This is a genomic window from Qipengyuania vesicularis (genome assembly GCF_019711415.1).
Lineage (GTDB): Bacteria > Pseudomonadota > Alphaproteobacteria > Sphingomonadales > Sphingomonadaceae > Qipengyuania > Qipengyuania vesicularis.
Genome location: NZ_JAIGNJ010000002.1, coordinates 603196 through 626499, shown reverse-complemented (window position 1 = coordinate 626499; position 23304 = coordinate 603196). Strand labels below are relative to the sequence as shown.

Below are 23304 nucleotides of genomic sequence, written 5' to 3'. Positions count from 1 at the left end.
ATGCCTGACCTGACCACCGCCCGCTTCGTCAATATCGGCGAACGCACGAATGTGACCGGCTCGGCCCGGTTCAAGAAACTGATCCTTTCCGACGATTACGAGACGGCGGTCGAGGTCGCGCGCGACCAGGTCGAAAACGGCGCGCAGGTGATCGACGTCAACATGGACGAAGGCCTGCTCGACGCCGAGAAGGCGATGACCACCTTCCTCAAGCTGATCGCCGCCGAACCCGATATCGCGCGCGTTCCGGTGATGATCGACAGCTCCAAATGGGATGTGATCGAGGCGGGCCTGAAGTGCGTTTCGGGCAAGCCCATCGTCAATTCGATCAGCATGAAGGAAGGCGAAGAGCAATTCCTTGAACATGCGCGGCTGTGCATGGACTATGGCGCGGCAGTCGTCGTCATGGCCTTCGACGAGACGGGCCAGGCGGATAGCAAGGACCGCAAAGTCGAGATTTGCAGCCGCGCCTATAACCTGCTGACCGGCATTGGTTTCCCGCCCGAGGACATCATCTTCGACCCCAACATCTTCGCCGTTGCGACCGGGATCGAAGAACACGACCGCTACGGGCTCGATTTCATCGAGGCGGTTGCCGAGATCAAGCAGCGTTGCCCGCATGCGAAGACTTCCGGAGGCCTTTCGAACCTCTCCTTCAGCTTCCGCGGCAACGAGACCGTGCGCCGCGCGATGCACTCTGTTTTTCTCTATCATGCGATCCCTGCTGGCCTCGACATGGCAATCGTCAATGCCGGACAGCTCGACGTCTACGACCAGATTGACCCCACGCTCCGCGAGGCGTGCGAGGACGTGATCCTCATGCGCCGCGAGGATGCGACCGAGCGGCTGATCGACCTTGCCGAAAGCTACAAAGGCAAGTCCGCCGCCGACGAGAAGGCTGCGGAGGAATGGCGCGGGTGGGACGTGAAGAAGCGGCTCGAACACGCGCTTGTGAAAGGTATCGACGCGCATGTCGTCGCCGACACCGAGGAAGCGCGCGAGCTCGTCGCGGCCTCGGGCGGTCGACCGATCGAAGTGATCGAAGGCCCGCTTATGGACGGGATGAACGTCGTCGGTGACCTGTTCGGCAGCGGCAAGATGTTCCTGCCACAAGTCGTGAAATCGGCGCGCGTGATGAAGAAGGCGGTCGCCCATCTCATCCCCTTCATCGAAGCGGAGAAGGAAGAGGGCGCCAAGGCCAAGGGCGTGATCATCATGGCCACCGTGAAGGGCGATGTTCACGACATCGGCAAGAACATCGTTGGCGTGGTCTTGCAGTGCAACGGCTACGAGGTCGTCGATCTTGGCGTCATGGTGCCTTGGGCGAAGATCCTCGAAGCGGCGAACGAGAACAAGGCCGACATGATAGGCCTCTCGGGCCTCATCACCCCCTCGCTCGACGAGATGGTGACCGTGGCCGAAGAAATGAAGACCGCGGGCATGTCCATGCCGCTGCTTATCGGCGGGGCGACCACCAGCAAGGTCCATACCGCCCTGCGTATCGACCCGGCCTATGATGGCCCGGTGATCCACGTGCTCGACGCAAGCCGTGCTGTGGGCGTCGCCAGCCGCCTGCTGTCCGACACGCAACGCAACGACTTCGTGCGCGAAACCGCCAGCGAATACGTCAAGGTTCGCGAGGCCCGGGAGGGCAGGTCGCAAAGCGTGCTGTTGAGCATCGAGGAAGCGCGGGCAAACTTCTTCGACGCTTATCTCAGTGACAAGGCCGCGCCGCCGCTGAAGCCGGGTCTTCATGTCTTCGACGACTGGTCGCTCGCCGACCTTCGCGACTATATCGACTGGACGCCCTTCTTCCGCGCCTGGGAGCTGCACGGCACCTATCCGCGCATCCTCGACGACGAAGTGGTGGGCGAGACCGCCCGCCAGCTGAAGGCCGATGCCGATGCGATGCTCGACCGGATTATCGAAGGCAAATGGCTGACCGCCAGGGGCGTCACAGGATTCTGGCCCTGCGCCCGCGATGGCGACGATGTGACAATCCACGGCAACAGCGGCGAAACCCACACGGTCCTGCCCTTCCTCCGCCAGCAGGTGAAGAAATCTCGTGACAGGGCCAACATGTGCCTTGCCGATTTCATCGACCCGGCGGGTGACTGGATCGGCGGCTTTGCGGTCGGCATCCACGGGATCGAGGAGCACTCCAAGCGCTTCATCGAGGACAAGGATGATTACTCCGACATCTTGCTGAAAGCGCTCGCCGATCGCTTTGCCGAGGCCTTTGCCGAGCGCCTCCACCAGCATGTGCGCACCGATTTGTGGGGCTACGCGCCGCAGGAACAGCTGACCAATGAGGCGCTGATCAAGGAGGAATACCGCGGTATCCGACCTGCGCCCGGCTATCCCGCCTGTCCCGATCACAGTCTGAAGCCGATCCTGTTCGACTTGCTCGACGCGCCCGCGAATGCAGGGCTCACGCTGACCGAGAACTTCGCCATGTATCCCACGGCGGCGGTCAGCGGGTTCTATTTCGGCCATCCAGAGGCCGAGTATTTCGGCGTGGCACGTATCGGGCGCGACCAGCTGGAAGACTATGCGAAGCGGCGCGGGGTGGATATGGCGACCGCCGAGAGATGGCTGAGACCCAACCTAGACTGAATTCGGTCCAGCCGACGCTGGCCCACACCTCCCGGCTCGCGATCGCGGGCGGGGCAGTCCTGCTCCTCGCCTACCTTGCCTGCTGGCTTGTCGTGCCGAGCGATCCGGAACTCATGACCAAGTTGTTGTTCCTGCCCGGTGTCGGGGTGATCGGGGCGATCATTGCGAACGCTTCCGGGACGGGGGGCGGTGTCGTCTTCGTGCCGGTCTTCAATGCCTTGCGTGATCTCGAGATCATGCAGCTCGATCCGCTCCAGGTGGTCGCCGTGTCGATGGGCATCCAGGCCTTCGGGATGAGCCTGGGTGCGCTGCGCTGGACCGACCGGCTCTACCACCAGCACCAACCGGCAAGTCTGGAGGCGCGGGTGCGCGCGCGAGATTACTGGATAGTCAGCGGCGCCGTTCTGGCCCTTTCCCTGCCCGCAATGCTTGCGACCCAGCGCCTGATCGCGTTCGACGGACAGGCCGTGCTGATGGGCTACAAGATGTTCTCGATCGCACTCGGCCTCGCCCTGATTGTGGCGACATGGACCTTCAACCGGTCATTGCCCGAGAAACAGTGCCTCGCACGCGGGGACCTCGCTGCACTGCTGCTCATCGCCATTCCGGGCGGGGCCATCACGGCGCTCTTTTCCGTCGGCATAGGCGAGCTCGTCGCGTTCTACCTGTTCTTGCGGCACTACCCGATGGTGCTGTGCGTCGGCACGGCCTGCGTGATCTCGGCTGTAAGCTGCATCGCGGGACTTCTCTGGCATATCGACGCACAGACAGTGCAATGGGAAGTGGTCCTGCTCGCTGCACCCGGTGCGATGCTCGGTGCCTTCCTCGCCCGCCCGATTGCCTTGTGGCTCGGCGCGCGACGCCTGAAGACGGCCGGTGGGGTGTGGATCATCGCCTCGGCGCTCTATTTGCTGTGGTTGAACGCCAATTGAGCCATCTGCCCGATTGACCCGCGCCGCTTGATCGCGCAGGGCAGGCAAGTCGGCTGCAGGAGCGATTCTGCAGCAGGCGCGCACGGGAGAGATCGGGCGGTGACAGTCGCCCGACGCCGAAGGAGCAACCGCCCCGGAAACTCTCAGGCACATGGACCGTGCGCTGCCATCGACACTCTGGAAAGCGTTACCCGTCCGGGTGACCACCGAAGGGGTAAGCCTGCTCATCTGCAGGCCAGTCTCTCAGGTTTCCCGACAGAGGGGGCATGGGTTGGTTTGGCGCCTTGCGGGCGCTCCCATGCTTTTGAAGGACGGGACTTGAGCGAAGACAACGAAACCATCGACGAGATCCAGACGCTACCGCTCGATGCCTGGCATCGCCGCAAGGGCGCGCGCATGGTGCCCTTTGCGGGGTATGAAATGCCGATCCAGTACGAAGGCATCGTCGCCGAACACAACTGGACGCGCGAGCAGGCGGGCCTGTTCGATGTCAGCCATATGGGCCAGCTCATGGTCACCGGCGACAAGGCGGCCGAGGAACTCGAGAAGCTCCTTCCTGGTGCCATCGCTTCGCTGAAACCCGGCCGCACGCGCTATTCGCTGCTGATGGCCGAGGACGGCGGCATTCTCGACGACCTGATGGTCACCAATGCCACGCCATGGATCGAGGCAGATGAAGAGGCCGGCACCGAAGGGCATTGGGGCGATCCGGCTTACTACCTCGTCGTCAACGGGGCGATGAAATGGGACGATATCGGCCATCTGCGCGAGCATCTGGATGACGATGTCACGCTCACGCATATGGACGAACACGCGCTGATCGCCTTGCAGGGTCCGAACGCGGCCACGGCGCTCAACCGCGTGATGCGCAATGTGATCGACGACATGGTGTTCATGGACTCGGTCACCCACGACTTCGGCGAATGGCCACTGCGCATCACCCGCTCTGGCTATACCGGCGAAGACGGGTTCGAGATTTCGGTGCCCGCGGAACACGCAGAGAGCCTCGCCGACAGGCTGTGCGCCGAAATCGAAGTGCGCCCCATCGGCCTCGGCGCACGCGACAGCCTGCGCCTCGAAGCTGGGCTACCTCTCTACGGCCACGACATCACCGAGGCGACCGACCCGGTCTCCGCAGACCTGCTGTTCGCGCTGACGAAGAAGCGCCGCGAGGAAGGCGGCTGGATGGGTCATGAGGCGGTCGCCAAGGTTCTCGCCGAGGGCCCGAAGCAGAAGCGCGTCGGTCTTGAGATCGAAGGCCGCATGCCGGCTCGCGAAGGCGCGCTCGTCTACTCGGGCGACAGCCAAGTCGGACGCGTCACCAGCGGCGGCTTCTCGCCCACGCTCGAGCGCCCGATCGCCATGGCTTATATCGATACCGAGCTCACCCAGGAGGGAACCGAACTCGAAGTCGAGGTTCGTAACAAGAGACTGTCTGCGAAGGTCGCAACGATGCCCTTCGTCCCCAACCGCTACTACAGAGGGAAGTGACCTGATGGCCCGTTATTTCACCGATGAACACGAATGGATCGACCTCGAAGGCGATACTGCCACGGTTGGCATTACCGATTACGCGCAAGGCCAGCTGGGCGACATCGTCTTCGTCGAATTGCCCGACGTCGGCACCATGGTCGAAAAGGGCAAGGACGCCGCCGTGGTCGAAAGCGTCAAGGCCGCGAGCGACGTCTACGCCCCGCTTTCGGGCGAAGTGGTCGAAGTGAACGACGGCCTTGAGGACGACCCGGCACTGGTCAATTCCTCGCCCGAGGAAGACGGCTGGTTCTTCAAGATGACCGTCTCCGACAAGTCCGAACTCGAAGGACTGATGGACGACAAGGCCTACAAGAGCTTCTGCGACGGGCTTTGATGCGGTTTCTGGTCTTAGCCCTTGCACTCCTTAGTTGCGGATGCGTGGCTCGACCAGTCGCAACCGTCCCCCTGACAGTTTCCCAAGTCCGTGAGAATGCTCGTGAGCTGATAGGACGCGAGGTCACTGTCACCGGAGAGCTAACACGATGTCTTCCGCGCGGCTGCGCGATAACAGAAGGCGACGATGGATTAGCTATTGGAGCCTCGCCAGAATTCGACAAGTCAGTCGCCACGCTCGATGGTCAAAAAGTGATAATTCGAGCCGTTTTCACCGGGCGATGCTTCGACTTAGAATACGATGTCATCATCTCCCTTTGTTCGGACAGAGGGGATGCGCTTGCAAACCCTATCCTCCTCGGCAGAGCCGACTAACCAGTAGTGAGCTGAACATTCCAATGCGCTACCTACCCCTGACTGACGCCGACCGTTCGGCAATGCTTGAGAAAATCGGTGCGCCCGATGTGGACGCGCTGTTTGTCGATGTGCCCGAGGAAGCACGGCTCGACGGGCCGATCCAAGGCCTGCCGATGCATGCCAGCGAAATGGCAGTCGAGAAGCATATGCGTACTCTGTCGAAGAAGAACCTCGCGGCTTCGGATGCGGCCTTTTTCCTCGGCGCGGGGGCGTACAAGCACCATGTCCCGGCGAGCGTCGACCACATCATCCAGCGCGGCGAGTTCCTGACCGCCTACACGCCCTACCAGCCGGAAATCGCGCAGGGCACGCTGCAGATGCTGTTCGAGTTCCAGAGCCAGGTTGCACATCTCTATGGCTGCGCGGTGGCCAATGCCTCGATGTACGACGGCTCGACCGCTTGCTGGGAAGCGGTTGCAATGGCGAGCCGCATCGCCCGCGGCAAGAAGCGCAAGGTCGTGCTCTCGGGCGCGCTGCACCCGCATTATGCCGAGGTCGTGAAGACCATGGCGAAGTTCACTGATGACGAGATTGCCCACGCCAAGCCGGCGATGACAGCAGCTCCCGACACTGCCGGACTAATCTCCCGCATCGACGGCGACACGAGCTGCGTGGTGGTGCAATATCCCGACATCCTCGGGCGCGTGACCGACCTCCAGCCGATCGCCGATGCCGCGCATGAAAAAGGCGCCCTGCTGATCGTCGTCAACACCGAGCCGGTGGCCCTGGGAGCGATCAAGTCGCCGGGTGAGCAGGGCGCGGATATCGTCGTGGGCGAGGGCCAGTCGATTGGCGTCGGCCTGCAGTTCGGCGGACCCTATCTCGGTCTTTTCGCGGTGCGCGACCCCAAGCATGTCCGCATGATGCCGGGCCGCCTGTGCGGCGAAACGCAGGATGCGGAAGGCAAGCGCGGCTACGTGCTGACGCTCTCGACCCGCGAGCAGCATATCCGCCGCGAGAAGGCGACTTCAAACATCTGCACCAACTCGGGCCTCTGCGCGCTGGCGTTCAGCGTCCACATGACGCTGCTGGGCGAGAAGGGCCTGCGCCAGCTAGCGGCGGAGAACCATCGCCTCGCCTGCCTTGCCGCCGACAGATTGGCCGAAGTGCGGGGTGTCTCGGTGCTCAACGACAGCTTCTTCAACGAGTTCACCATCCGCCTCGGCACCGATGCCCGCGCCGTGGTCCGCAAGCTGGCCAAGGACAATGTGCTCGCCGGCGTGTCGCTCGGTCGCCTCTTCCCGGAGCATGATGAACTGGCCGATGGCCTCATTGTCGCGGTCACCGAGACCACCACCGAGGAGGACATCGAAACCCTCGTCTCCGCGCTGAAGGAGGTGCTGGCATGAGCACTCCGAACCAGTCCGGCTGGAAGCCCGGCAGCCCTGTTCAGGACCACAATGCGATGAGCGGCCCCGACACCGTCACCGGCAATCGCGCACTGATGCTCGAGGAGCCGCTGATCTTCGAAATCGGCACGATCGAGACGACCGGCGTGGACCTGCCCGAGCCATCGGGCGGCGCGGACCGCCTCGGCGGCCTCGACCGTTCCGAGACCATCGGCCTGCCCGGCCTCTCCGAACCGGAAACCGTGCGTCACTACACGCGCCTTTCCCGCCAGAACTATGCCATCGACCTCGGCCTCTTCCCGCTCGGTTCGTGCACGATGAAGCACAACCCGCGCCTCAACGAGAAGGTCGCGCGGATGCCCGGCTTTGCCGACGTGCACCCGTTGCAGCCTGTCGACACGGTCAAGGGCGCGCTCGAAGTCGTGAACGAACTTGCCAACTGGCTAATCGACCTCACCGGCATGCACGGCGTCGCGATGAGCCCCAAGGCGGGCGCGCATGGCGAGTTATGCGGCATCCTCTGCATCCGCGCCGCTCTCGAAGCACGCGGCGATGCGCGCGAAGTCATCCTCGTGCCCGAAAGCGCGCATGGCACCAACCCCGCCACTGCCGCCTTCGCCGGATACAAGATCGAGGACATCCCCGCCAACAGCGATGGCCGCGTCGACCTCGATGCACTCAAGTCGCGTCTTGGCCCCGATGTCGCAGGCGTGATGATCACCAACCCCTCGACGCTCGGCCTGTTCGAGCGCGACCTCAAGGAAATCTCCGACGCGGTCCACGCAGCGGGCGGCTTCGTCTATTGCGACGGTGCGAACTTCAACGCCATTGTCGGCAAGGTCCGGCCCGGCGACCTCGGCGTCGATGCGATGCACATCAACCTCCACAAGACCTTCTCAACCCCGCATGGCGGTGGCGGTCCGGGTTCTGGTCCGGTGGTGCTGTCCGAAGCGCTCGCACCCTATGGTCCGCTTCCTTACGTGGTGCGCGGCAAGGACGGCGAGGTGCATCTCGTCGAGGAAGAGAACGCGGGCGAGTTCGAGCACACAAAGGCCTTCGGCCGCATGACGGCGTTCCACGGGCAGATGGGCATGTTCACCCGCGCGCTGACCTATATCCTCAGCCATGGCGCGGATGGTCTGCGGCAGGTGGCAGAAGACGCGGTGCTCAACGCCAACTACATCCTGCGCAGCCTCGAAGATGTGCTCGATGCGCCTTTCGGCCACAGCGGGCCCTGCATGCATGAGGCGCTGTTCAGCGATAAGGGCTTTGCCGAGGACATCTCGACGCTCGACCTCGCCAAGGCGCTTATCGACGAGGGCTACCATCCCATGACCATGTACTTCCCGCTGGTGGTGCATGGCGCGATGCTGGTTGAACCGACCGAGACCGAGAGCAAGGCGGCGCTGGACCAGTTCATCGGCGCCCTGCGCAGCGTGGCAGAGCGGGCGCGGGCGGGGGACGAGAGACTCAAGACCGCGCCGCACTACGCGCCGCGCCGCAGGCTCGACGAGACGCTGGCAGCCCGCAAACCGATCCTCGCCTGGGAAGAGCCGAACCCTCCCGGTGGCACGCCGACGATGAGCGAGCAGGGCGGGCGGTAAGCCTGCCTCATGCGGACATGAAGATCGTCTTCAGCCGCAAGGGCTTCGACAGCGCGGCAGGCGGCGGCGCGTCTCCGATCGTGGACGGCAAGCCGATCAGCCTGCCGATTCCGGCTGGCGTTGCTTCGCGGACCACTTACGGCGACCTGGGCCTCGGCGATCACGCGGCTGTCGCCAGTCGCGGGAGGCTCGGAGAGAATGACCCTTGCCATCACGACCCGATGTTCCTGGACGACGGCACCTGCGTGTTTGGACAGGTAGGCGCGGCGCAAACACATCTGGCCAATCAGGGTGTCGGGGTTGGGGACGTCTTCCTCTTCTTCGGTCTGTTCCGTGAGGAAGAAAGCGGCGAACCGCATCACCGGATCTTTGGCTGTCTCGAGATCGAGCGAGTGGTGCATCTCGATAGCTGCGCCGGGCCTGAACGAGATGGCTTTCGCGATCTTGGCCACCCGCATGCCCTGCAAATGCACGGGACCAACGATTGCCTCTATATCGGCTCAGGACTTGCGGCGTCACGCGCCCCGAAAAGCCTCCGGCTCACCGTTCCGGGCGGCCCACCGAGTCTCTGGCGCCGTCCAGGCTGGCTGAGGAGAGGCGGCCTTAGCTATCACGACCGCCCAGATCGCTGGCTTTCCGGCAGCAGATTGCGAAGCGTTGCGCGAGGGCAAGAGTTCGTGGCGGATATCGGATCGCGCCGCCACCCGAGGGAATGGCTGGCGCAAACTCTCGCGGCATTGCGGAAATAATTCAGGAAAATCCAAGATTTGTGGCTGGATTTTTTAATCTTCGCGAGTCAGAACAGTCCACGGTATCGCGTTGTTGCCTTCGAGCCTTTCGGCCAGTCGCCCTACCGGGCAGCTGCGCGGTACCACCTCATATCCATCACAGCGTCTTGATCACCGCCGAGAAGTCGAGCCCGCCATTCTCTTCGGCAAAGGCTTCGTAGATTTCGGTCGCGTGACGGCCAAGCGCGGTCTTCGCGTCGACGCTGTCCGCAGCCTCCATAGCGAGGCGCAGGTCCTTGAGCATCAGCGCCGTGGCAAAGCCGCCCTGGTAGTCCTTGTCTGCAGGGCTTTCGACGCCAACCCCGGGCATCGGCGTGTAGGCATTGAGCGGCCAGCAATAGCCCGACGACTGCGAGCTGATCTCGTAGAACTTCTGCGGGTCGAGGCCGAGCTTCTCGGCCATCTTCATCGCCTCGGTCGTGCCAATCATGGTGATGGCGAGCAGCATGTTGTTGCAGATCTTGGCGGTCTGGCCCGCGCCTGCATCGCCCGAATGGATCACGGCCTTGCCCATGGCTTCCAGCACTCCCTCGGCGCGCTTGAAGGCCTTGTCGGTGCCGCCGACCATGAAGGTCAGCGTCCCGCCGTTGGCCGCCGCGATCCCGCCCGAGACCGGAGCATCGACCATGTCGTAACCGGAGGCTTCGGCCTTGGCGATAACGTCCTTGGCGGTGGCGACATCGATGGTCGAGCAGTCGAGCAGCACAGCACCTTCGGGTGCCTTGCCGATCACGCTGGCTTGGTAGACCGATTTCACGATTCCACCATTGGGGAGCATGGTCACCACGCCATCGACGCCCTGCACGGCCTCCGCCGCATCGGTGAAGGTCGCGCAGCCGTTAGTCTTGGCAGTCGCAAGCGCCTCTTCGCTTAGGTCGAAAGCGTTCACTTCGTGCCCCACCTTCACGAGGTTGGCGGCCATCCCGCCGCCCATGTTGCCAAGGCCGATGAAGGCGATTTTCATATTGGTTTCCTCTCCACGGCTAAAGGCCGTCGTTCTTTCTAGTCACGAACCATCGAATAAGGTGGAATAGAAAGATGGCCCCTCCGACAATCAGGAAAATGTGGCTGATGTATACCCAAAGGATGAGAGCGCTGAAATCGCCTCCATCGTATTCTGGTTTGGCGATCCAAGCGAAGGCCATCGCGCTGAAGTGAAGCGCGATGAGGAACAGCGCGATCTTCACAGAGGCTGTCAATCGACTCACCGCCCCTTCCACTTGCCCTCACGTTTTTCAACGAAGGCGGCCATGCCTTCTTTCTTGTCGTCGCTCGCGGTCAGGATCTGGAAGATGCGGCGCTCGATGATCAGCCCCTGGTCGAGGCTGGTTTCGAAGGCGGCGTTGACCATTTCCTTGTTCGCGATGGAGGCCATCGGCGGCATCGCGGCGATCTGCGCGGCAGTCTTCATCGTTTCTTCGAGCAGATCGTCATGCGGCACGACACGCGCGACGAGATTGCTGCGTTCGGCTTCCTCGGCACCCATCATGCGGCCGGTGAGACACATCTCCATGGCCTTCGACTTACCGATCGCCTTGGTCAGGCGCTGCGACCCGCCCATGCCGGGTGCCACTCCGAGCTTGATTTCGGGCTGGCCGAACTTGGCGTTTTCCGAAGCGATGATAAAGTCGGCCATCATGGCCAGCTCGCACCCGCCGCCGAGCGCGAAGCCGTTGACAGCTGCGATCCACGGCTTGCGGGTCTTCTTGACGATCTCGCTGGTCCAGGGCGCGAAGAAATCCTCGAGGTAGAAGTCGGCCGCTTCCTTCTCGCTCATCTCCTTGATGTCGGCGCCCGCTGCAAAGGCCTTGTCGCCCGAACCGGTCAGGACTGCGCATAGCTGGCTGCTATCGGCTTGGTAGGCAGCGAAAGCCTCGATCAGTTCTTCGAGCACCTTCGAGTTGAGGGCGTTCAGAGCCTGCGGACGGTTGAGCGTAATCAGCGTAACCGCGTCTCGCTGTTCGACGGTGATGGTTTCGTAAGTCATAGCGGTTTCCATTCCTCATCGGTGGGAAGCGGGGCGAAGATGCTGTCGAGCAGTTCCTCGCTCACGCCCTCGGGCGTTGCCGGTTCCCATTTGGGGTCGTTGGTTTTGTCGACGATTACCGCGCGCACGCCCTCGGCGAAGTCGGGGCGGGTCAGCACACGGCTGGCGATGCGGTATTCCATCACCATGTTGTCGGCGAAGCTACCGAGTTCCTTGCTCGTCGCCAGCTGGCGAAGCGCCACTTTGCAGGTCTGCGGGCTCTTGGTGTTTAGCGTGTCGCGTTCCTTCTGCGCCCACTCATCGCCGTCCTCGGCCGCCTTTTCGAGGCTGGCGAGAATGTCTTCGTAGCGATCGGAGGTGAAGTGACGGGCGATCCTGTCGGCATTACCTTCGATCCGCGCTTTGGGCGGCGTGCCGACGGGTTCGGACAAAATGCCGCGGATGCGGTCGGGCTTTTCGATGATACGAGCCTTGACGTCGGCGAGCATCTCGCTCGGCACGTAATGCGTCGCGATGCCCGCCCACAGACATTCTGCCCCATCGAGCCGCGCACCAGTCAACGCGAGGAACTGGCCGAGCCGCCCGCCGAGGCGTGAGAGGTGCCAGCCGCCGCCCACATCCGGGAACAGGCCAATGCCCGTTTCGGGCATGGCGAAGCGCGTGTTCTCGGTCGCGACGCGAAATTTGCAGGGCAAGGCAATGCCGACACCGCCGCCCATTGTGATGCCGTCCATGAAGGCCACGATGGGCTTGTCATAGGTCATCATCTGGTGGTTGAGCTGGTACTCGTCGTGGAAGAACTTGCGACCGCTTTCGCCGCCGTCGTTCAGCGCCGAGTGGCGTAGCAGGTTGATGTCGCCGCCCGCGCAAAAACCGCGACCCTCCGAATGGTCGAGGATTACCGCCTCGATGGCGTCTTCATTGGCCCACTCGGTAAGTGCCTTGCTCATCGCATGGCACATGTCGAGCGTCAGCGCATGCAGCGCCTTGGGACGGTTGAGCGAGATATGGCCGACCCGGCCATGGGTATGGATGAGGATGTCGTCGGTCATGTCCGTGCTCACTGGCGCAAGAGGTCGCGGCCCACGATCATGCGCATGACCTGGTTCGTGCCTTCGAGGATCGAGTGCACTCGCAGGTCTCGCCAGAACCGCTCGATGGGATATTCACGCAAGTAGCCGTAGCCGCCGAAGAGCTGCAGCGCGTCGTTGACGATCTTGCTGCCGCTGTCGGTCGCGAGGCGCTTGGCCATGGCGGAGAACTTGCTCTTATCGGGCGCGCCATCGGTGACTTTCGCCGCGGCGAGATAGAGCAGCGCACGCGCCGCCTCGAGGTCGGTCGCCATGTCGGCGAGCATGAACTGCGTGTTCTGAAAGTCGGCGATGGGCGTATCGAACTGCTTGCGATCCTTGGTGTAGGCCACCGCCTCGTCGAGGCAACGCTGCGCCCCGCCGAGTGAGCAGGCGCCGATGTTGAGGCGGCCGCCGTCGAGGCCCATCATCGCGAAGCGGAAGCCTTCGCCTTCATCGCCCACGCGATTGGCAACCGGCACGCGGGCATCTTCGAAGATCACCTGCGCGGTGGGCGAAGCGTTCCAGCCCAATTTCTTCTCCGGCTTGCCGAAGGAGATGCCCGGCGTGTCCTTGTCGATAACGAGGCAGGTGATGCCTTTCGTCTTGTGGTCGGAGGTGCGGACCATGGTGACGTAGACATCGTTGAAGCCGCCACCCGAAATGAACTGCTTGGTGCCGTTGAGCACGTAATGGTCGCCGTCGAGCTTCGCGCTGGTCTTCAGCCCCGCAGCGTCCGAGCCACTGCCCGGCTCGGTCAGCGCATAGCTGGCGATTTTCTCCATGGTGACGAGGTCAGGGAGGTATTTCTCCTTCACCTCGACGCCGCCGAACTGGTCGATCATCCATGCAGCCATATTGTGGATCGAGATATAGGCGCTGGTCGCCGGGCAACCATAGGCCATCGCTTCCATGATCAGCGCGGCTTCGAGCCGGCCGAGGCCAATACCGCCGCTCTCTTCCGAGACGTAAATCGCCCCGAAGCCGAGTTCGGCGCTCTGCTTGATGACGTCGCGCGGGAAATGCGACTTTTCATCCCATTCCGCAGCGTGCGGCGTGATGTTGTCGGCGGTGAAGCGCTGCGCCATTTCCTGGATCTGCAGCTGCTCTTCGGTAAGCTGGAATTGTCCTGTCATGGGCTCGCCTCTAGCCCTCTCGCGTGGGCAAGGGAAGGGGCCGGAGACCCTAGCCCTGAACGATTGCCTCGGCTTCGATTTCTACTTTCCATTCCTTGCGGCAAAGCCACGAGACGCCGACCATTGTTGCGGCGGGTTTCGCATCGCCGAAGAAACGCGCGTGGACCTCGCCGACGGCTGACTGGTCGTCGAAGTCGGTAAGAAACATGCGGGTGCGAACTATGTCCGAAGCCTTGCCTCCAAGCTGTTCGATGGCACGGAGGATCAGCGTGAAACAGCGCGCGGCCTGTGCGGCAGCATCGCCCTTGGTGCTCGAGCCGTCGTCCTCGATAGGCCCGGTGCCGGCTACGATGATGCGGTTGCCGTCACGCACGGCGCGGCAGAAACCGAACTGCTCCTCGAAGGGCGAGCCGCTGGTGGTGTGCTGGCGGGAAGTCACCCGCAGTAGATCCGCGTGACGACGCCATCCGCATCGTAGATCACGTTCACCCGGCCCTCTCGGTAATCCATGGTGAAGGCCGTGTCGGGTCCGCCCCAACGCAGTTCGCGAGCGTTGGTGGCCTCGAGGATATCGCGTCCGAGCGATTGAGATGCCTTTAGGCCGACAAACCGGTCGACATCACGCGCAGAACAGGCGGCTGGCGGTGCATCGGGTGCGTCCATTCCACCGACGGGTGGTGAATTTGCCATGCAGGAAGCTGTCAAGAGCGCGGGGATCAGAAGAAGCGTGCGCATGGGCATCACCCCATCGTTGGGATGACGAAGGCGTTCGACCCGTCACCGCCGCCATCGGGCCAGCGCTGGGTGACCTTCTTGGCCTTGGTCCAGAACTTGAGGCCTTCCATGCCGTACTGGTCGATGTCGCCGAAGCCCGAACGTTTCCAGCCGCCGAAGCTGTGGTAGCTGACGGGCACGGGAATCGGCACATTGATGCCGACCATGCCGACATTGACGCGGCTCGCGAATTCGCGCGCGGCGTGGCCGTTGCGTGTGAAGATGGCGACGCCGTTGCCGTACTGGTGTTCGCTCGGCAGGCGCACAGCGTCTTCGAAATCCTTGGCGCGCACGATCTGGAGCACGGGGCCGAAGATCTCTTCCTTGTAGCTTTCCATGTCCGTGGTGACACGGTCGAGCAGCGTCGGGCCGACGAAGAAGCCCTTTTCGTGGCCCTGAAGCGAGAAGCCGCGGCCGTCGATGACGACTTCGGCGCCTTCCTTCTCGGCTGTGTCGATCCAGCCTTCGACGCGCGCCTTGTGCTCGGGAGTGACTACCGGGCCGTAATGCGCATCGGGATCGTTGGAGACGCCAACGCGCAGCGCGTTGATCGCGGGGATCAGTTTTGCGCGCAGCTTGTCTGCCGTGTCCTCGCCCACCGGGACGACGACGGGCAGCGCCATGCAGCGCTCGCCGGCCGAGCCGAAAGCGGCACCGGCAAGATCGTTGACGACCTGGTCGAGATCGGCGTCGGGCATGACGATGCCATGGTTCTTTGCGCCACCAAAGGCCTGCACGCGCTTCGCATTCGCCGCGCCGCGCGAATAGATATACTGCGCAATGTCGCTGGAGCCGACGAAGCTGATCGCCGGGATATCGGGGTGGTCGAGGATGGCATCGACCATTTCCTTGTCACCATGGACGACCTGCAGCAGCCCCTCGGGCGCACCCGCTTCCAGCATCAGTTCGGCAAGACGGACCGGCACGCTGGGATCGCGCTCGGAAGGCTTCAGGATGAAAGCGTTGCCGCAAGCGATAGCCATGCCGAACATCCACATCGGGATCATGGCGGGGAAGTTGAACGGCGTGATGCCAGCACCGATGCCGAGCGGCTGGCGCATCGAATAGACATCGATGCCCGGACCTGCGCCTTGCGTGTACTCGCCCTTCAGCGCTTGCGGGATGCCGCAGGCGAATTCGATGACTTCAAGGCCACGCTGTACGTCGCCATGCGCATCTTCGACGACCTTGCCGTGCTCGCTCGACAGCAGTTCGGCCAGTTCCTGCTTGTTCGCTTCGACGAGACGTTTGTATTCAAACATCACGCGGGCGCGCTTCTGGGGATTGGTCGCCGCCCAACCGGGCTGGACCTTCTTCGCTGCATCGACCGCCCGCTGGAGTAGGGCTGCGTCACCCAAGGCGACCTCCGCCTGCACTTCGCCCGTCGACGGGTTCCAAATCTTGTGCTTGCGGGTCGCGGCGGGGCTGTCGCCGACTATGAAATGGTCAACCTGGCGCATGGGAGAATCCTCTCTTTTCTTGCCAACGGCTGTGGCAAGCGGAGGCTCCGAAATCAACCGGTTTCAGATGAAACCTTTGGCTGGGAGGCTAGCCAACACTTGCCATCATTTGCGCGCACAATATCGCGCCATAGGTGCCGAGCGCATAGCCTAGCACCGCCAAAAGCACGCCGACAGGCGCCAGCGCGGGGTGGAATGCCCCCGCCACGACGGGTGCTGAGGCCGCCCCGCCGACATTGGCCTTGCTGCCCACCGCAACGAAGAAAAACGGTGCCTTGATGAGCTTGGCGACCACCAGCAAGAGGACGATGTGGAACAGCATCCAGATCGCGCCGATCGCCATTAAGGCGGGGGCGTCCATGATCTTGGTCACGTCCATTCGCGTGCCGATGATAGCGACCAGCAGGAAGATGAAGAGCACGCCGAACTTGCTCGCGCCGACGCCTTCCAGTTCGCGGGCGCGGGTGAAGCTGGCGAGCAGGCCTGCAGTGGTGGAGATCACCACGACCCAGAAAAACTCGCTCGCCAGCGTCGCTTCCTCGCCTTGAAGCTCGGCAAAGAAATTGCCCAGCCAGCCACCGACAAGGTGCGATATTCCCACGACCGCGAAGGCCGCGCCGAACAGCAGGATATAGTCATTGGCCGAGGCAACCCGCTCCGTACGCGCGGTATAGTCCGCCATGCTGTCGCGCAGTTTCTCGATGGAAGAACTGTCCGCGCCGAGCCATTTGTCGACGCGCTCGTGCGCGCCTGCGCCATACAGAAGAAAGATCATCCAAATCTCGGCGACGATGATATCGACCGCGAGCAGGGCGGCAAAACCTTCGAGTGGATAGCCGTAGACTTCGAGCATGGCGGTCTGGTTTGCCCCGCCGCCAATCCAGCTTCCTGCGAGCGTCGCCAGCCCGCGCCACGCGGCGGTATCGCCCGAGCCGATGATGGATGGCTCGAACTGCGCGACGATCCAGAGGGCGAGCGGCCCGCCGAGGATGATCCCGACCGTCGCTGTCAGGAACATGATAATCGCCTTGTTGCCCAGGCCGAGGATTCCCTTGATGTCGATACTGAGCGTCATCAGGAACAGCGCGGCGGGCAGGAAATAGTCCTTGGCGATGGGCCAGAGCTGGCTCTCGCTCGCATCGACCAGTCCGGTTGTCACGAAGAGCGAGGGCACGAGATAGCAGACGAGGATGATGGGCACGAAGACGTAGAACTTCTTCCAGCCCGGCCGGTCGCGCGTGGCGAACACGAAGGCGAGCAGTGCAGCGAGAAGTCCGAGGATGATGCGATCGTCAGTGATCATGGTGCTTGTACTCCCCCGTTTCGGGATCAGCCGGCCGCGAATGTGCCGGTGTCGAAGAAATGCGCGATCTTCTTGCGTTCGGCCGTGATATCGAAGCCCTTGGTTTCGAGCCAGCCATCATCGAAGATCGTATCGCTATAGCGCGCCCCGTCGTCGCACAGGATCGAGACGATGGAGCCTTTCAAGCCGCGCTCGGCCATTTCCGCTGCGATCTTGGCGCAGGCCCAGACATTAGTCCCGGTCGATCCGCCGCAGCGCCGACCGAGCCTTGCACTGACCTCATGCGCGGCAGCGATGGAGCAGGCGTCGGGCACAGCCTCCATCCGGTCGACGACATCAGGCAGGAAACTGGGCTCGACGCGCTGGCGACCGATCCCCTCGATACAACCTGCGGAATGATCGACCCGCTCCACCGAGCGATCGGCCCAATGGCGATGGAAGACCGAACCTTCCGGATCGGCAACGCATATGCGTGTGTCATGCCGGTTGTAGCGGGCAAAGCGCCCGATCGTCGCCGAGGTCCCGCCCGTGCCGGCGCCGCAAACGATCCATCGCGGAACCGGGTGTGGCTCGCGCGCCAACTGGGTGAAGATGGATTCGGCGATATTGTTGTTGCTGCGCCAATCGGTCGCCCGTTCGGCGAAGGTGAACTGGTCGATGTAATGGCCCCCCAGCTCATCGGCGAGCGATTGGGCGACGCCGTACATCTCGCCCGGATCGTCGATGAAATGGCATTCGCCGCCTTGGAAGGCGATCGCATCGATCTTGGCCTGCGCGGTCGCTCGCGGGACTACCGCTATGAAGCGCAGGCCCAGCATGCGCGCGAAATAGGCTTCGGAAACAGCGGTCGATCCGCTGGAGGCTTCGACGATCGTTGTATCCTCGCAAATCCAGCCATTGCAAAGGCCGTATAGGAACAGCGATCTCGCCAGCCTGTGCTTGAGGCTGCCGGTCGGGTGGCTGGATTCGTCCTTGAGGTAGATCGCGATATCGGGGAGCGCGGGCACGGGCAGCGGGATCAGATGCGTATCCGCGGATCGGTTGAAATCCGCCTCGATCCGTCCGACCGCCCAGTTAACCCACTTGCGCCTCTCCGTCATTGGCACCTTGTAGCGCCCCTTGCAGCTTGCGAAAGTCCACCAGAGCGTGTTTTCCGCGGGCACCGCGGGATTGTGTTGACCGGCCAGCGCCATCCATGGCAAGCGCCGCGCCGATTTCGCGGGTGTAGCTCAATGGTAGAGCAGCAGCTTCCCAAGCTGACGACGAGGGTTCGATTCCCTTCACCCGCTCCAATTCCCACCCGTTGAGGCGCTGCTTTCCGGGAGCAAGGGAATATCTTAAAGCATTCCTTGCTATGGCGCTGTTGCCGACGGAAAACGCATTGATGTCCAATGCGTGTTTTTGCCGGCGGCAGGAGTGATGCCGCGGTTCTTGGTGGAATGGGATGAAACTACCCCTATCATCGCTGACGCTTGTGCAGTTTGTCCGCTTCGGGTTCGGCGGACTGTTCGTGACCGCCGTCTATTCGGCGATCTATCTCGGGCTGGTGTCTACCGGCCTTGAGGTCATGCCTTCGCATTTCTCGGCCTACGCAATCTCGATGGTGGTCGGTTTCATAACCCATCGTTTCTGGACTTTCCGCGAAACCGGACCGCGATCGAATTATGCATCGAGCGGGGCGAAATTCGTGGTGGTGACGCTGGTAGGCTTCCTGCTCAACACGACCTTCGTCTGGGTCATCGCAGGGCCTTGGCTGGGGCTTGCCCCCTGGGTTCCGCTCATTCCCGTGTTCTGCGTGACGCCGGTCGTCACCTTTATCCTCAACCGCTACTGGACGTTCTCGTAAACCGTTCGCGGCCGTTCCATGCGCACCAGCTGAAAATTGCAGCGAGCGCCAGGAAGAGCAACGTCCTGAAATGCGCGTCGAAAGCGGTTGGCAGGAATGCCATGCCCAGCTTCTGTGGCATGCAGAAAAGGACCAACACGCCGAAGAACAATATGGCTTGGCCGATAGACGAGCGATTGGTCGGCCAGAGCAATGCGACCGCCGGGGCCAGCAGGGCAATATCGTAAGAGCGCGAGAAGACGAGCATCTGAAGGCTCAATATCGTCGCGAGCGCCATGGGACCGAAGGGATCGATATTGCCGCGCAGGCGCAGGATGATGAGCAGGACAGCTCCCAAGCCGGTAGCCGCAATGACGGGGAACTCAATTCCCCCCACTGCCAACATGCTAGGCAGGCCCATGATCTGCCCGCTACCGAGTACATTCATCGAATAGTTCTGGTAGCTGGTCAGGCTTTCGATCCAGGCGAGCAGGGATTCGACCGGTCCCAGTCTGGCGAATGAGGCAACGCTCAGAAGGAGTGCCCAAGCCGATGCGCTCGCCAGTTCTTTCCAGCGACCATGGATCAGGAGCCAGAAGAACAGGAGAACGGCGACCTGTGGTTTGATCGAGATTACCGCGAGGGCGAGCCCCGCCAATACGAACCGCTCGTTCTTGACCAAGCCGAATACCAGCCAGAACAGCGGAACAAGGAGCAGGGTCAGCTGCCCGATCCAGATCGACGCCAATACCCCTGAAGCCCCGAGAACCAGCAGGACAGCCCAGTAGTGGTTCAAGGTTTGGTCGGAGTTCGATCCGCGCGTGCGACGTTCGGTCTTGATGACCAGCCACAAGGTCGCGCAAGCGGCAAGAATGCCAGCCAAATAGAATATCCATTTACCGACTTCGAGCGGCGCCGCAGACATGATCATCGCGAAGGGTGCGAACTGCGGTGGATAGGACAAGCCGGTCGATACCTCGCCCCAACCGGTAGCCTCAACGATAGGTGCGACACATCTCTGCGCGTACATATGGCTGCCGCTCTCGAAACATTCGCCCCCTGCGAAGAACCAGACGAAGTCGCTCATCCAGGTTCCGGGCGGCTTCCCGAAACCGAAAAATACTACTGCCGAGAAAGCCGCGAGGCCCACAAGCGCGGCGACAGGGGCTGTTGCGTTGGCGGCCCTGAACCACCACGGTACGGCAGCGCTGGTATCGTTCATGATCGCCTGTCCCCCGGTTTCGACCGGCATTGCAATATCTCAAGGGGCGATCGCAAGCGAGGACCCGCGAAAGTCCTGAATCCGGACAGGACGCCCGGAGAAGCTACTTCGGCGGCATCCTGATTGCCCCGTCCAGCCGGAACTTGTGGCCGTTGATGTAGCTGTTGCGCGCGATTTCGCAGATAAGCGAGGCGAATTCTTCGGGCTCGCCGAGGCGCTTTGGGAAGGGGACGCTGGCGTTGAGCTGGTCCCACATTTGCGGATTGCGATCCTTCATGCCGAGCATCAGGGGCGTCGCAAATATTCCCGGCATCACCGAGTTCACGCGGATGCCGAGGTCCATCAGATCACGCGCCATTGGCAGGACGAGGCCATTCACGCCTGCCTTGCAGCTGCCGTAGATGACCTGTCCGATCTGGCCATCCTGCGCCGCGACGCTGGCCGTCAGCGTGATACAGCCCCGTTCCCCGTCGTCGTTTAGCGGATCGCTGTTCGCCATGCCGAGTGCGGAGTGGCTGGCAATGCGATAGGAGGAGACCAGGATGCCTTCCGCGCCGAAAGCGTAGTCTTCGGTGGCCAGCCGCTTGTAGCCGCCCGCTTCCTTGTCCCAGCCCAGCGTCTTCCCCCTTCGGCTGGTCATGGCACAATGGACCGTGACGCGCTCCTGCCCATGGGCACTGCGAGCCTGCTCGAAGCCTTCGATGACCGATTGCTCGTCGGTGATATCGACCCTTGCGAATGTGCCGCCAATGTCGCTTGCATGCGCCTCGCCCGCTTCCTCGTTCACGTCGAAGATCGTCACCTTGAGGCCCAGGTCCGCCAACGCCTTCGCGCTTGCCTTGCCGAGCCCGCTCGCGCCGCCGGTAACCACGGCCGCCATGCCTTCGGTCAGCTGCATTACGTCTCTCCCCGCTGTCATAACTCCTTCACCCTGCTATCGCATGGCGATGGCCGACGCGCCAAGGAGAGATTCGTGACCGCAGACCTACATCGCCGACAGTTCCTATCTGCCACCGCAAGCGCATTGGCTGCGCTGTCGCTGAGTGGCTGCATGTCGCCGCCATCAAGATCCGCAACATTCACTGGATACGGACCGTTGGTTCCCGATCCCTTTGGCCTGCTCGACCTACCCGAGGGCTTTTCCTACCGGCTTCTCTCCAGCTTCGATGACGTGATGAGCGATGGCAGAACCGTGCCGGATGCCGCAGATGGCATGGGATGCCTGCCGCTGCCGAGCGGAGATATCGCACTCGTTCGCAACCACGAGCTGCGTCCCGGTCAGGGCACAGGCGGCAATCTTGTCGACGGCTATGATCGTCTAGCCGGCCAGGCCGTATTGCCCGGCGGGACAACCCACATCGTGCTCGATGCTCGAACGCTGGAGAAGAAGCGCGAATTTCGCTCGCTGGCTGGAACAATTCGCAATTGTTCGGGCGGGGTGACGCCCTGGGGCAGCTGGCTCACTTGCGAGGAATTCGTCTCCGAACCGCAGCATATCGGTCCTGATAGACTGGCCAAGGATCACGGCTGGATCTTCGAAATTCCCGCCGACGCAACAGGGCTGATCAACCCGGAGCCACTCAAGGCGATGGGACGCTTCAATCACGAGGCGGCCTGCGTCGATCCGCAAACGGGGCTGGTCTACCTGACCGAGGACCGGGACGATTCGGTCGTCTACCGCTTCATCCCCGATGTCGCCGGCGATCTGGCGAAGGGTGGTCGGTTGGAGGCGATGCGTATTGTGGGGCTGCCCGATACCCGCAACTGGGAAAGCGCAACGATGGAGGTCGGCAAGCGCTACAAGGTCGAGTGGATTCCTCTCGATGATGTCGATTCCCCACAAGACGATTTGCGCATGCGTGCGGCCGCCCAGGGCGGATCGCTCGTCGCCCGCGGCGAAGGGATTCACATGGGGACGGATGAACTGTTCATCTGCTCGACAAGCGGCGGTGCGAAGAAGCTCGGACAGATTTTCAAGCTGGTCCCCGGACGGGAGAAAAAGGCCGATGAGGTCGAGCTCTTCTTCGAGAGCGAGAGCGAAGACCAGTTCAACTATGGCGACAATCTGACTGTCGGGCCCAACGGTCACCTGATTGTGTGCGAAGATCAGTACACGCAGGTGGTCGACAATCGCCTGATCGGTATCACCCCGCAAGGCGAGCCCTATGTCTTTGGCCGCCTCAACATGCAGACTGAACTCGCTGGTGGGTGCTTCTCGCCCGATGGGAAGTGGTTCTTCGTCAACGCCTATTCCCCGACGCGGACCGTCGCGATTACCGGGCCGTGGGCTGCTTGATCCAACTGCGAATTGATCGCAATAACCGAGAATAAAACCATCCTTTGATCGAGTGATCCGATTAGAGCGGGCGAAACGCTTCGCGAAACTCCCGCGCCTCTGATCCGTTGATTGGGCAAGAACCCAGATCAAAGGAAAAACGGATGACCACTCTCGGAAACAACGCGAAATCGGGCCTCGTGACGGCGCTGAACGGCGCCCTTGCAGACACGATGGCGCTCTATTTCAAGACCAAGAACTTTCACTGGCACGTCGCGGGGCCGCGCTTTCGCGACCTCCATGTCCTATTCGACGAGCAGGCCGCCCAGCTGATCGGGACCGTCGACGATATCGGTGAACGCGTTCGCAAGAACGACGAGTATACGCTGACCTCGATCGGCACAGTGGCGTCCGAAACCCAGATTGCCGATCAGGACGATGTGACCCTGACCGCGGATGCGATGGTGATCGAACTGCGCGACGACAACAAGAAGCTGCACCAGCGCCTCGAAACCGTGAAGGAAGAAGCCGAAAGCGTCGGCGACAATGCCACCAGCGGTATCGTGGACGACTGGATCGACCAGGCCGAAGAGCGCATCTGGTTCCTAAACCAGACCAGCAAGTAAGGTCTCTGGCGCATAGCAATTCACCCGCTCCCGGCTTGGCCGTGGGCGGGTTTG

20 protein-coding genes, 1 tRNA gene, 1 pseudogene and 2 riboswitches are annotated in these 23304 nt (G+C 62.3%); of the genes and pseudogenes, 11 read left to right on the top strand and 11 right to left on the bottom strand.

The genetic code is table 11. The features are described from left to right. The 7 genes from metH to K3146_RS08525 all read left to right on the top strand — a co-directional run bounded on the left by metH (position 1) and on the right by K3146_RS08525 (position 9533). Complete coding sequence (gene metH, locus K3146_RS08555) at positions 1 to 2616, top strand: methionine synthase (RefSeq protein ID WP_221545840.1); 2616 nt, start codon at positions 1 to 3, stop codon at positions 2614 to 2616. Then, positions 2592 to 3548 carry a sulfite exporter TauE/SafE family protein gene (locus K3146_RS08550; RefSeq protein ID WP_221545839.1) on the top strand — a complete coding sequence of 319 codons (957 nt, stop codon included), beginning with the start codon at positions 2592 to 2594 and terminating at the stop codon, positions 3546 to 3548. Before metH ends, K3146_RS08550 begins: the two co-directional genes overlap by 25 nt. Before the next feature lie 73 nt (positions 3549 to 3621). Continuing rightward, positions 3622 to 3717: riboswitch (glycine riboswitch) on the top strand. Continuing rightward, positions 3718 to 3817, top strand: a riboswitch (glycine riboswitch). A gap of 49 nt (positions 3818 to 3866) precedes the next feature. Continuing rightward, positions 3867 to 5039 carry a glycine cleavage system aminomethyltransferase GcvT gene (gene gcvT / locus K3146_RS08545; protein ID WP_221545838.1) on the top strand — a complete coding sequence of 391 codons (1173 nt, stop codon included), beginning with the start codon at positions 3867 to 3869 and terminating at the stop codon, positions 5037 to 5039. 4 nt (positions 5040 to 5043) lie between these two features. After that, positions 5044 to 5415, top strand: a complete 372-nt coding sequence (gcvH, locus tag K3146_RS08540; protein WP_221545837.1) for a glycine cleavage system protein GcvH — start codon at positions 5044 to 5046, stop codon at positions 5413 to 5415. Positions 5416 to 5812: 397 nt separating this feature from the next. Next, the gene (gene gcvPA, locus K3146_RS08535) at positions 5813 to 7180 is read left to right on the top strand and encodes an aminomethyl-transferring glycine dehydrogenase subunit GcvPA (protein WP_221545836.1); all 1368 of its coding nucleotides are present in this window, start codon (positions 5813 to 5815) and stop codon (positions 7178 to 7180) included. Further along, a complete protein-coding gene (gene gcvPB / locus K3146_RS08530; RefSeq protein ID WP_221545835.1) occupies positions 7177 to 8784 on the top strand; it encodes an aminomethyl-transferring glycine dehydrogenase subunit GcvPB in 1608 nt (535 codons plus the stop codon). The genes gcvPA and gcvPB overlap by 4 nt, the downstream gene beginning before the upstream one ends. 17 nt (positions 8785 to 8801) lie before the next feature. Next, entirely contained in the window at positions 8802 to 9533 is a 732-nt protein-coding gene (locus tag K3146_RS08525; protein WP_221545834.1) for an Nmad3 family putative nucleotide modification protein, read from the top strand. A 136-nt stretch (positions 9534 to 9669) separates the two neighbouring features. Here the strand turns inward: K3146_RS08525 and mmsB are convergent. The 9 genes and pseudogenes from mmsB to K3146_RS08480 all read right to left on the bottom strand — a co-directional run. Beyond that, positions 9670 to 10539, bottom strand: a pseudogene (mmsB, locus tag K3146_RS08520) (3-hydroxyisobutyrate dehydrogenase); the annotation flags it as partial. Between the two features lie 237 nt (positions 10540 to 10776). Beyond that, on the bottom strand, positions 10777 to 11559 hold the full coding sequence (locus tag K3146_RS08515; protein WP_221545832.1) for an enoyl-CoA hydratase-related protein: 783 nt from the start codon (positions 11557 to 11559) through the stop codon (positions 10777 to 10779). Then, positions 11556 to 12611: an enoyl-CoA hydratase/isomerase family protein gene (locus K3146_RS08510; protein ID WP_221545831.1), complete on the bottom strand. Its 1056-nt coding sequence runs from the start codon at positions 12609 to 12611 to the stop codon at positions 11556 to 11558. The genes K3146_RS08515 and K3146_RS08510 overlap by 4 nt, the downstream gene beginning before the upstream one ends. Before the next feature lie 8 nt (positions 12612 to 12619). Then, positions 12620 to 13765 carry an acyl-CoA dehydrogenase family protein gene (locus tag K3146_RS08505; RefSeq protein ID WP_221545830.1) on the bottom strand — a complete coding sequence of 382 codons (1146 nt, stop codon included), beginning with the start codon at positions 13763 to 13765 and terminating at the stop codon, positions 12620 to 12622. 49 nt (positions 13766 to 13814) lie between these two features. Beyond that, positions 13815 to 14204: a RidA family protein gene (locus tag K3146_RS08500; RefSeq protein ID WP_221545829.1), complete on the bottom strand. Its 390-nt coding sequence runs from the start codon at positions 14202 to 14204 to the stop codon at positions 13815 to 13817. Next, a complete protein-coding gene (locus K3146_RS08495; RefSeq protein ID WP_247711130.1) occupies positions 14201 to 14500 on the bottom strand; it encodes an I78 family peptidase inhibitor in 300 nt (99 codons plus the stop codon). Before K3146_RS08495 ends, K3146_RS08500 begins: the two co-directional genes overlap by 4 nt. Before the next feature lie 5 nt (positions 14501 to 14505). Next, complete coding sequence (locus tag K3146_RS08490; RefSeq protein WP_221545828.1) at positions 14506 to 15999, bottom strand: CoA-acylating methylmalonate-semialdehyde dehydrogenase; 1494 nt, start codon at positions 15997 to 15999, stop codon at positions 14506 to 14508. Positions 16000 to 16087: 88 nt separating this feature from the next. After that, on the bottom strand, positions 16088 to 17302 hold the full coding sequence (locus K3146_RS08485) for a DUF819 family protein (protein ID WP_221545827.1): 1215 nt from the start codon (positions 17300 to 17302) through the stop codon (positions 16088 to 16090). Between the two features lie 26 nt (positions 17303 to 17328). Then, positions 17329 to 18402, bottom strand: coding sequence for a PLP-dependent cysteine synthase family protein (locus K3146_RS08480; protein WP_221545826.1), 1074 nt, complete (start codon positions 18400 to 18402; stop codon positions 17329 to 17331). 118 nt (positions 18403 to 18520) lie between these two features. Between K3146_RS08480 and K3146_RS08475 the strand changes: the two genes are divergently transcribed. Both K3146_RS08475 and K3146_RS08470 read left to right on the top strand, forming a co-directional pair. After that, positions 18521 to 18594, top strand: a tRNA-Gly gene (locus tag K3146_RS08475). Positions 18595 to 18746: 152 nt separating this feature from the next. After that, the gene (locus K3146_RS08470) at positions 18747 to 19148 is read left to right on the top strand and encodes a GtrA family protein (protein ID WP_221545825.1); all 402 of its coding nucleotides are present in this window, start codon (positions 18747 to 18749) and stop codon (positions 19146 to 19148) included. On the opposite strand, the gene K3146_RS08465 is transcribed toward K3146_RS08470, so the two are convergent. Both K3146_RS08465 and K3146_RS08460 read right to left on the bottom strand, forming a co-directional pair. Next, a complete protein-coding gene (locus K3146_RS08465) occupies positions 19123 to 20379 on the bottom strand; it encodes a glycosyltransferase family 87 protein (RefSeq protein ID WP_221545824.1) in 1257 nt (418 codons plus the stop codon). The two genes, K3146_RS08470 and K3146_RS08465, sit on opposite strands and share 26 nt — an antisense overlap. A 73-nt stretch (positions 20380 to 20452) precedes the next feature. Next, complete coding sequence (locus K3146_RS08460; RefSeq protein WP_221545823.1) at positions 20453 to 21247, bottom strand: SDR family oxidoreductase; 795 nt, start codon at positions 21245 to 21247, stop codon at positions 20453 to 20455. Between the two features lie 75 nt (positions 21248 to 21322). Between K3146_RS08460 and K3146_RS08455 the strand changes: the two genes are divergently transcribed. Further along, positions 21323 to 22645, top strand: coding sequence for an alkaline phosphatase PhoX (locus K3146_RS08455; protein ID WP_345724047.1), 1323 nt, complete (start codon positions 21323 to 21325; stop codon positions 22643 to 22645). Between the two features lie 143 nt (positions 22646 to 22788). Continuing rightward, positions 22789 to 23250 carry a Dps family protein gene (locus K3146_RS08450; protein ID WP_221545822.1) on the top strand — a complete coding sequence of 154 codons (462 nt, stop codon included), beginning with the start codon at positions 22789 to 22791 and terminating at the stop codon, positions 23248 to 23250. Positions 23251 to 23304: the final 54 nt, after the last annotated feature.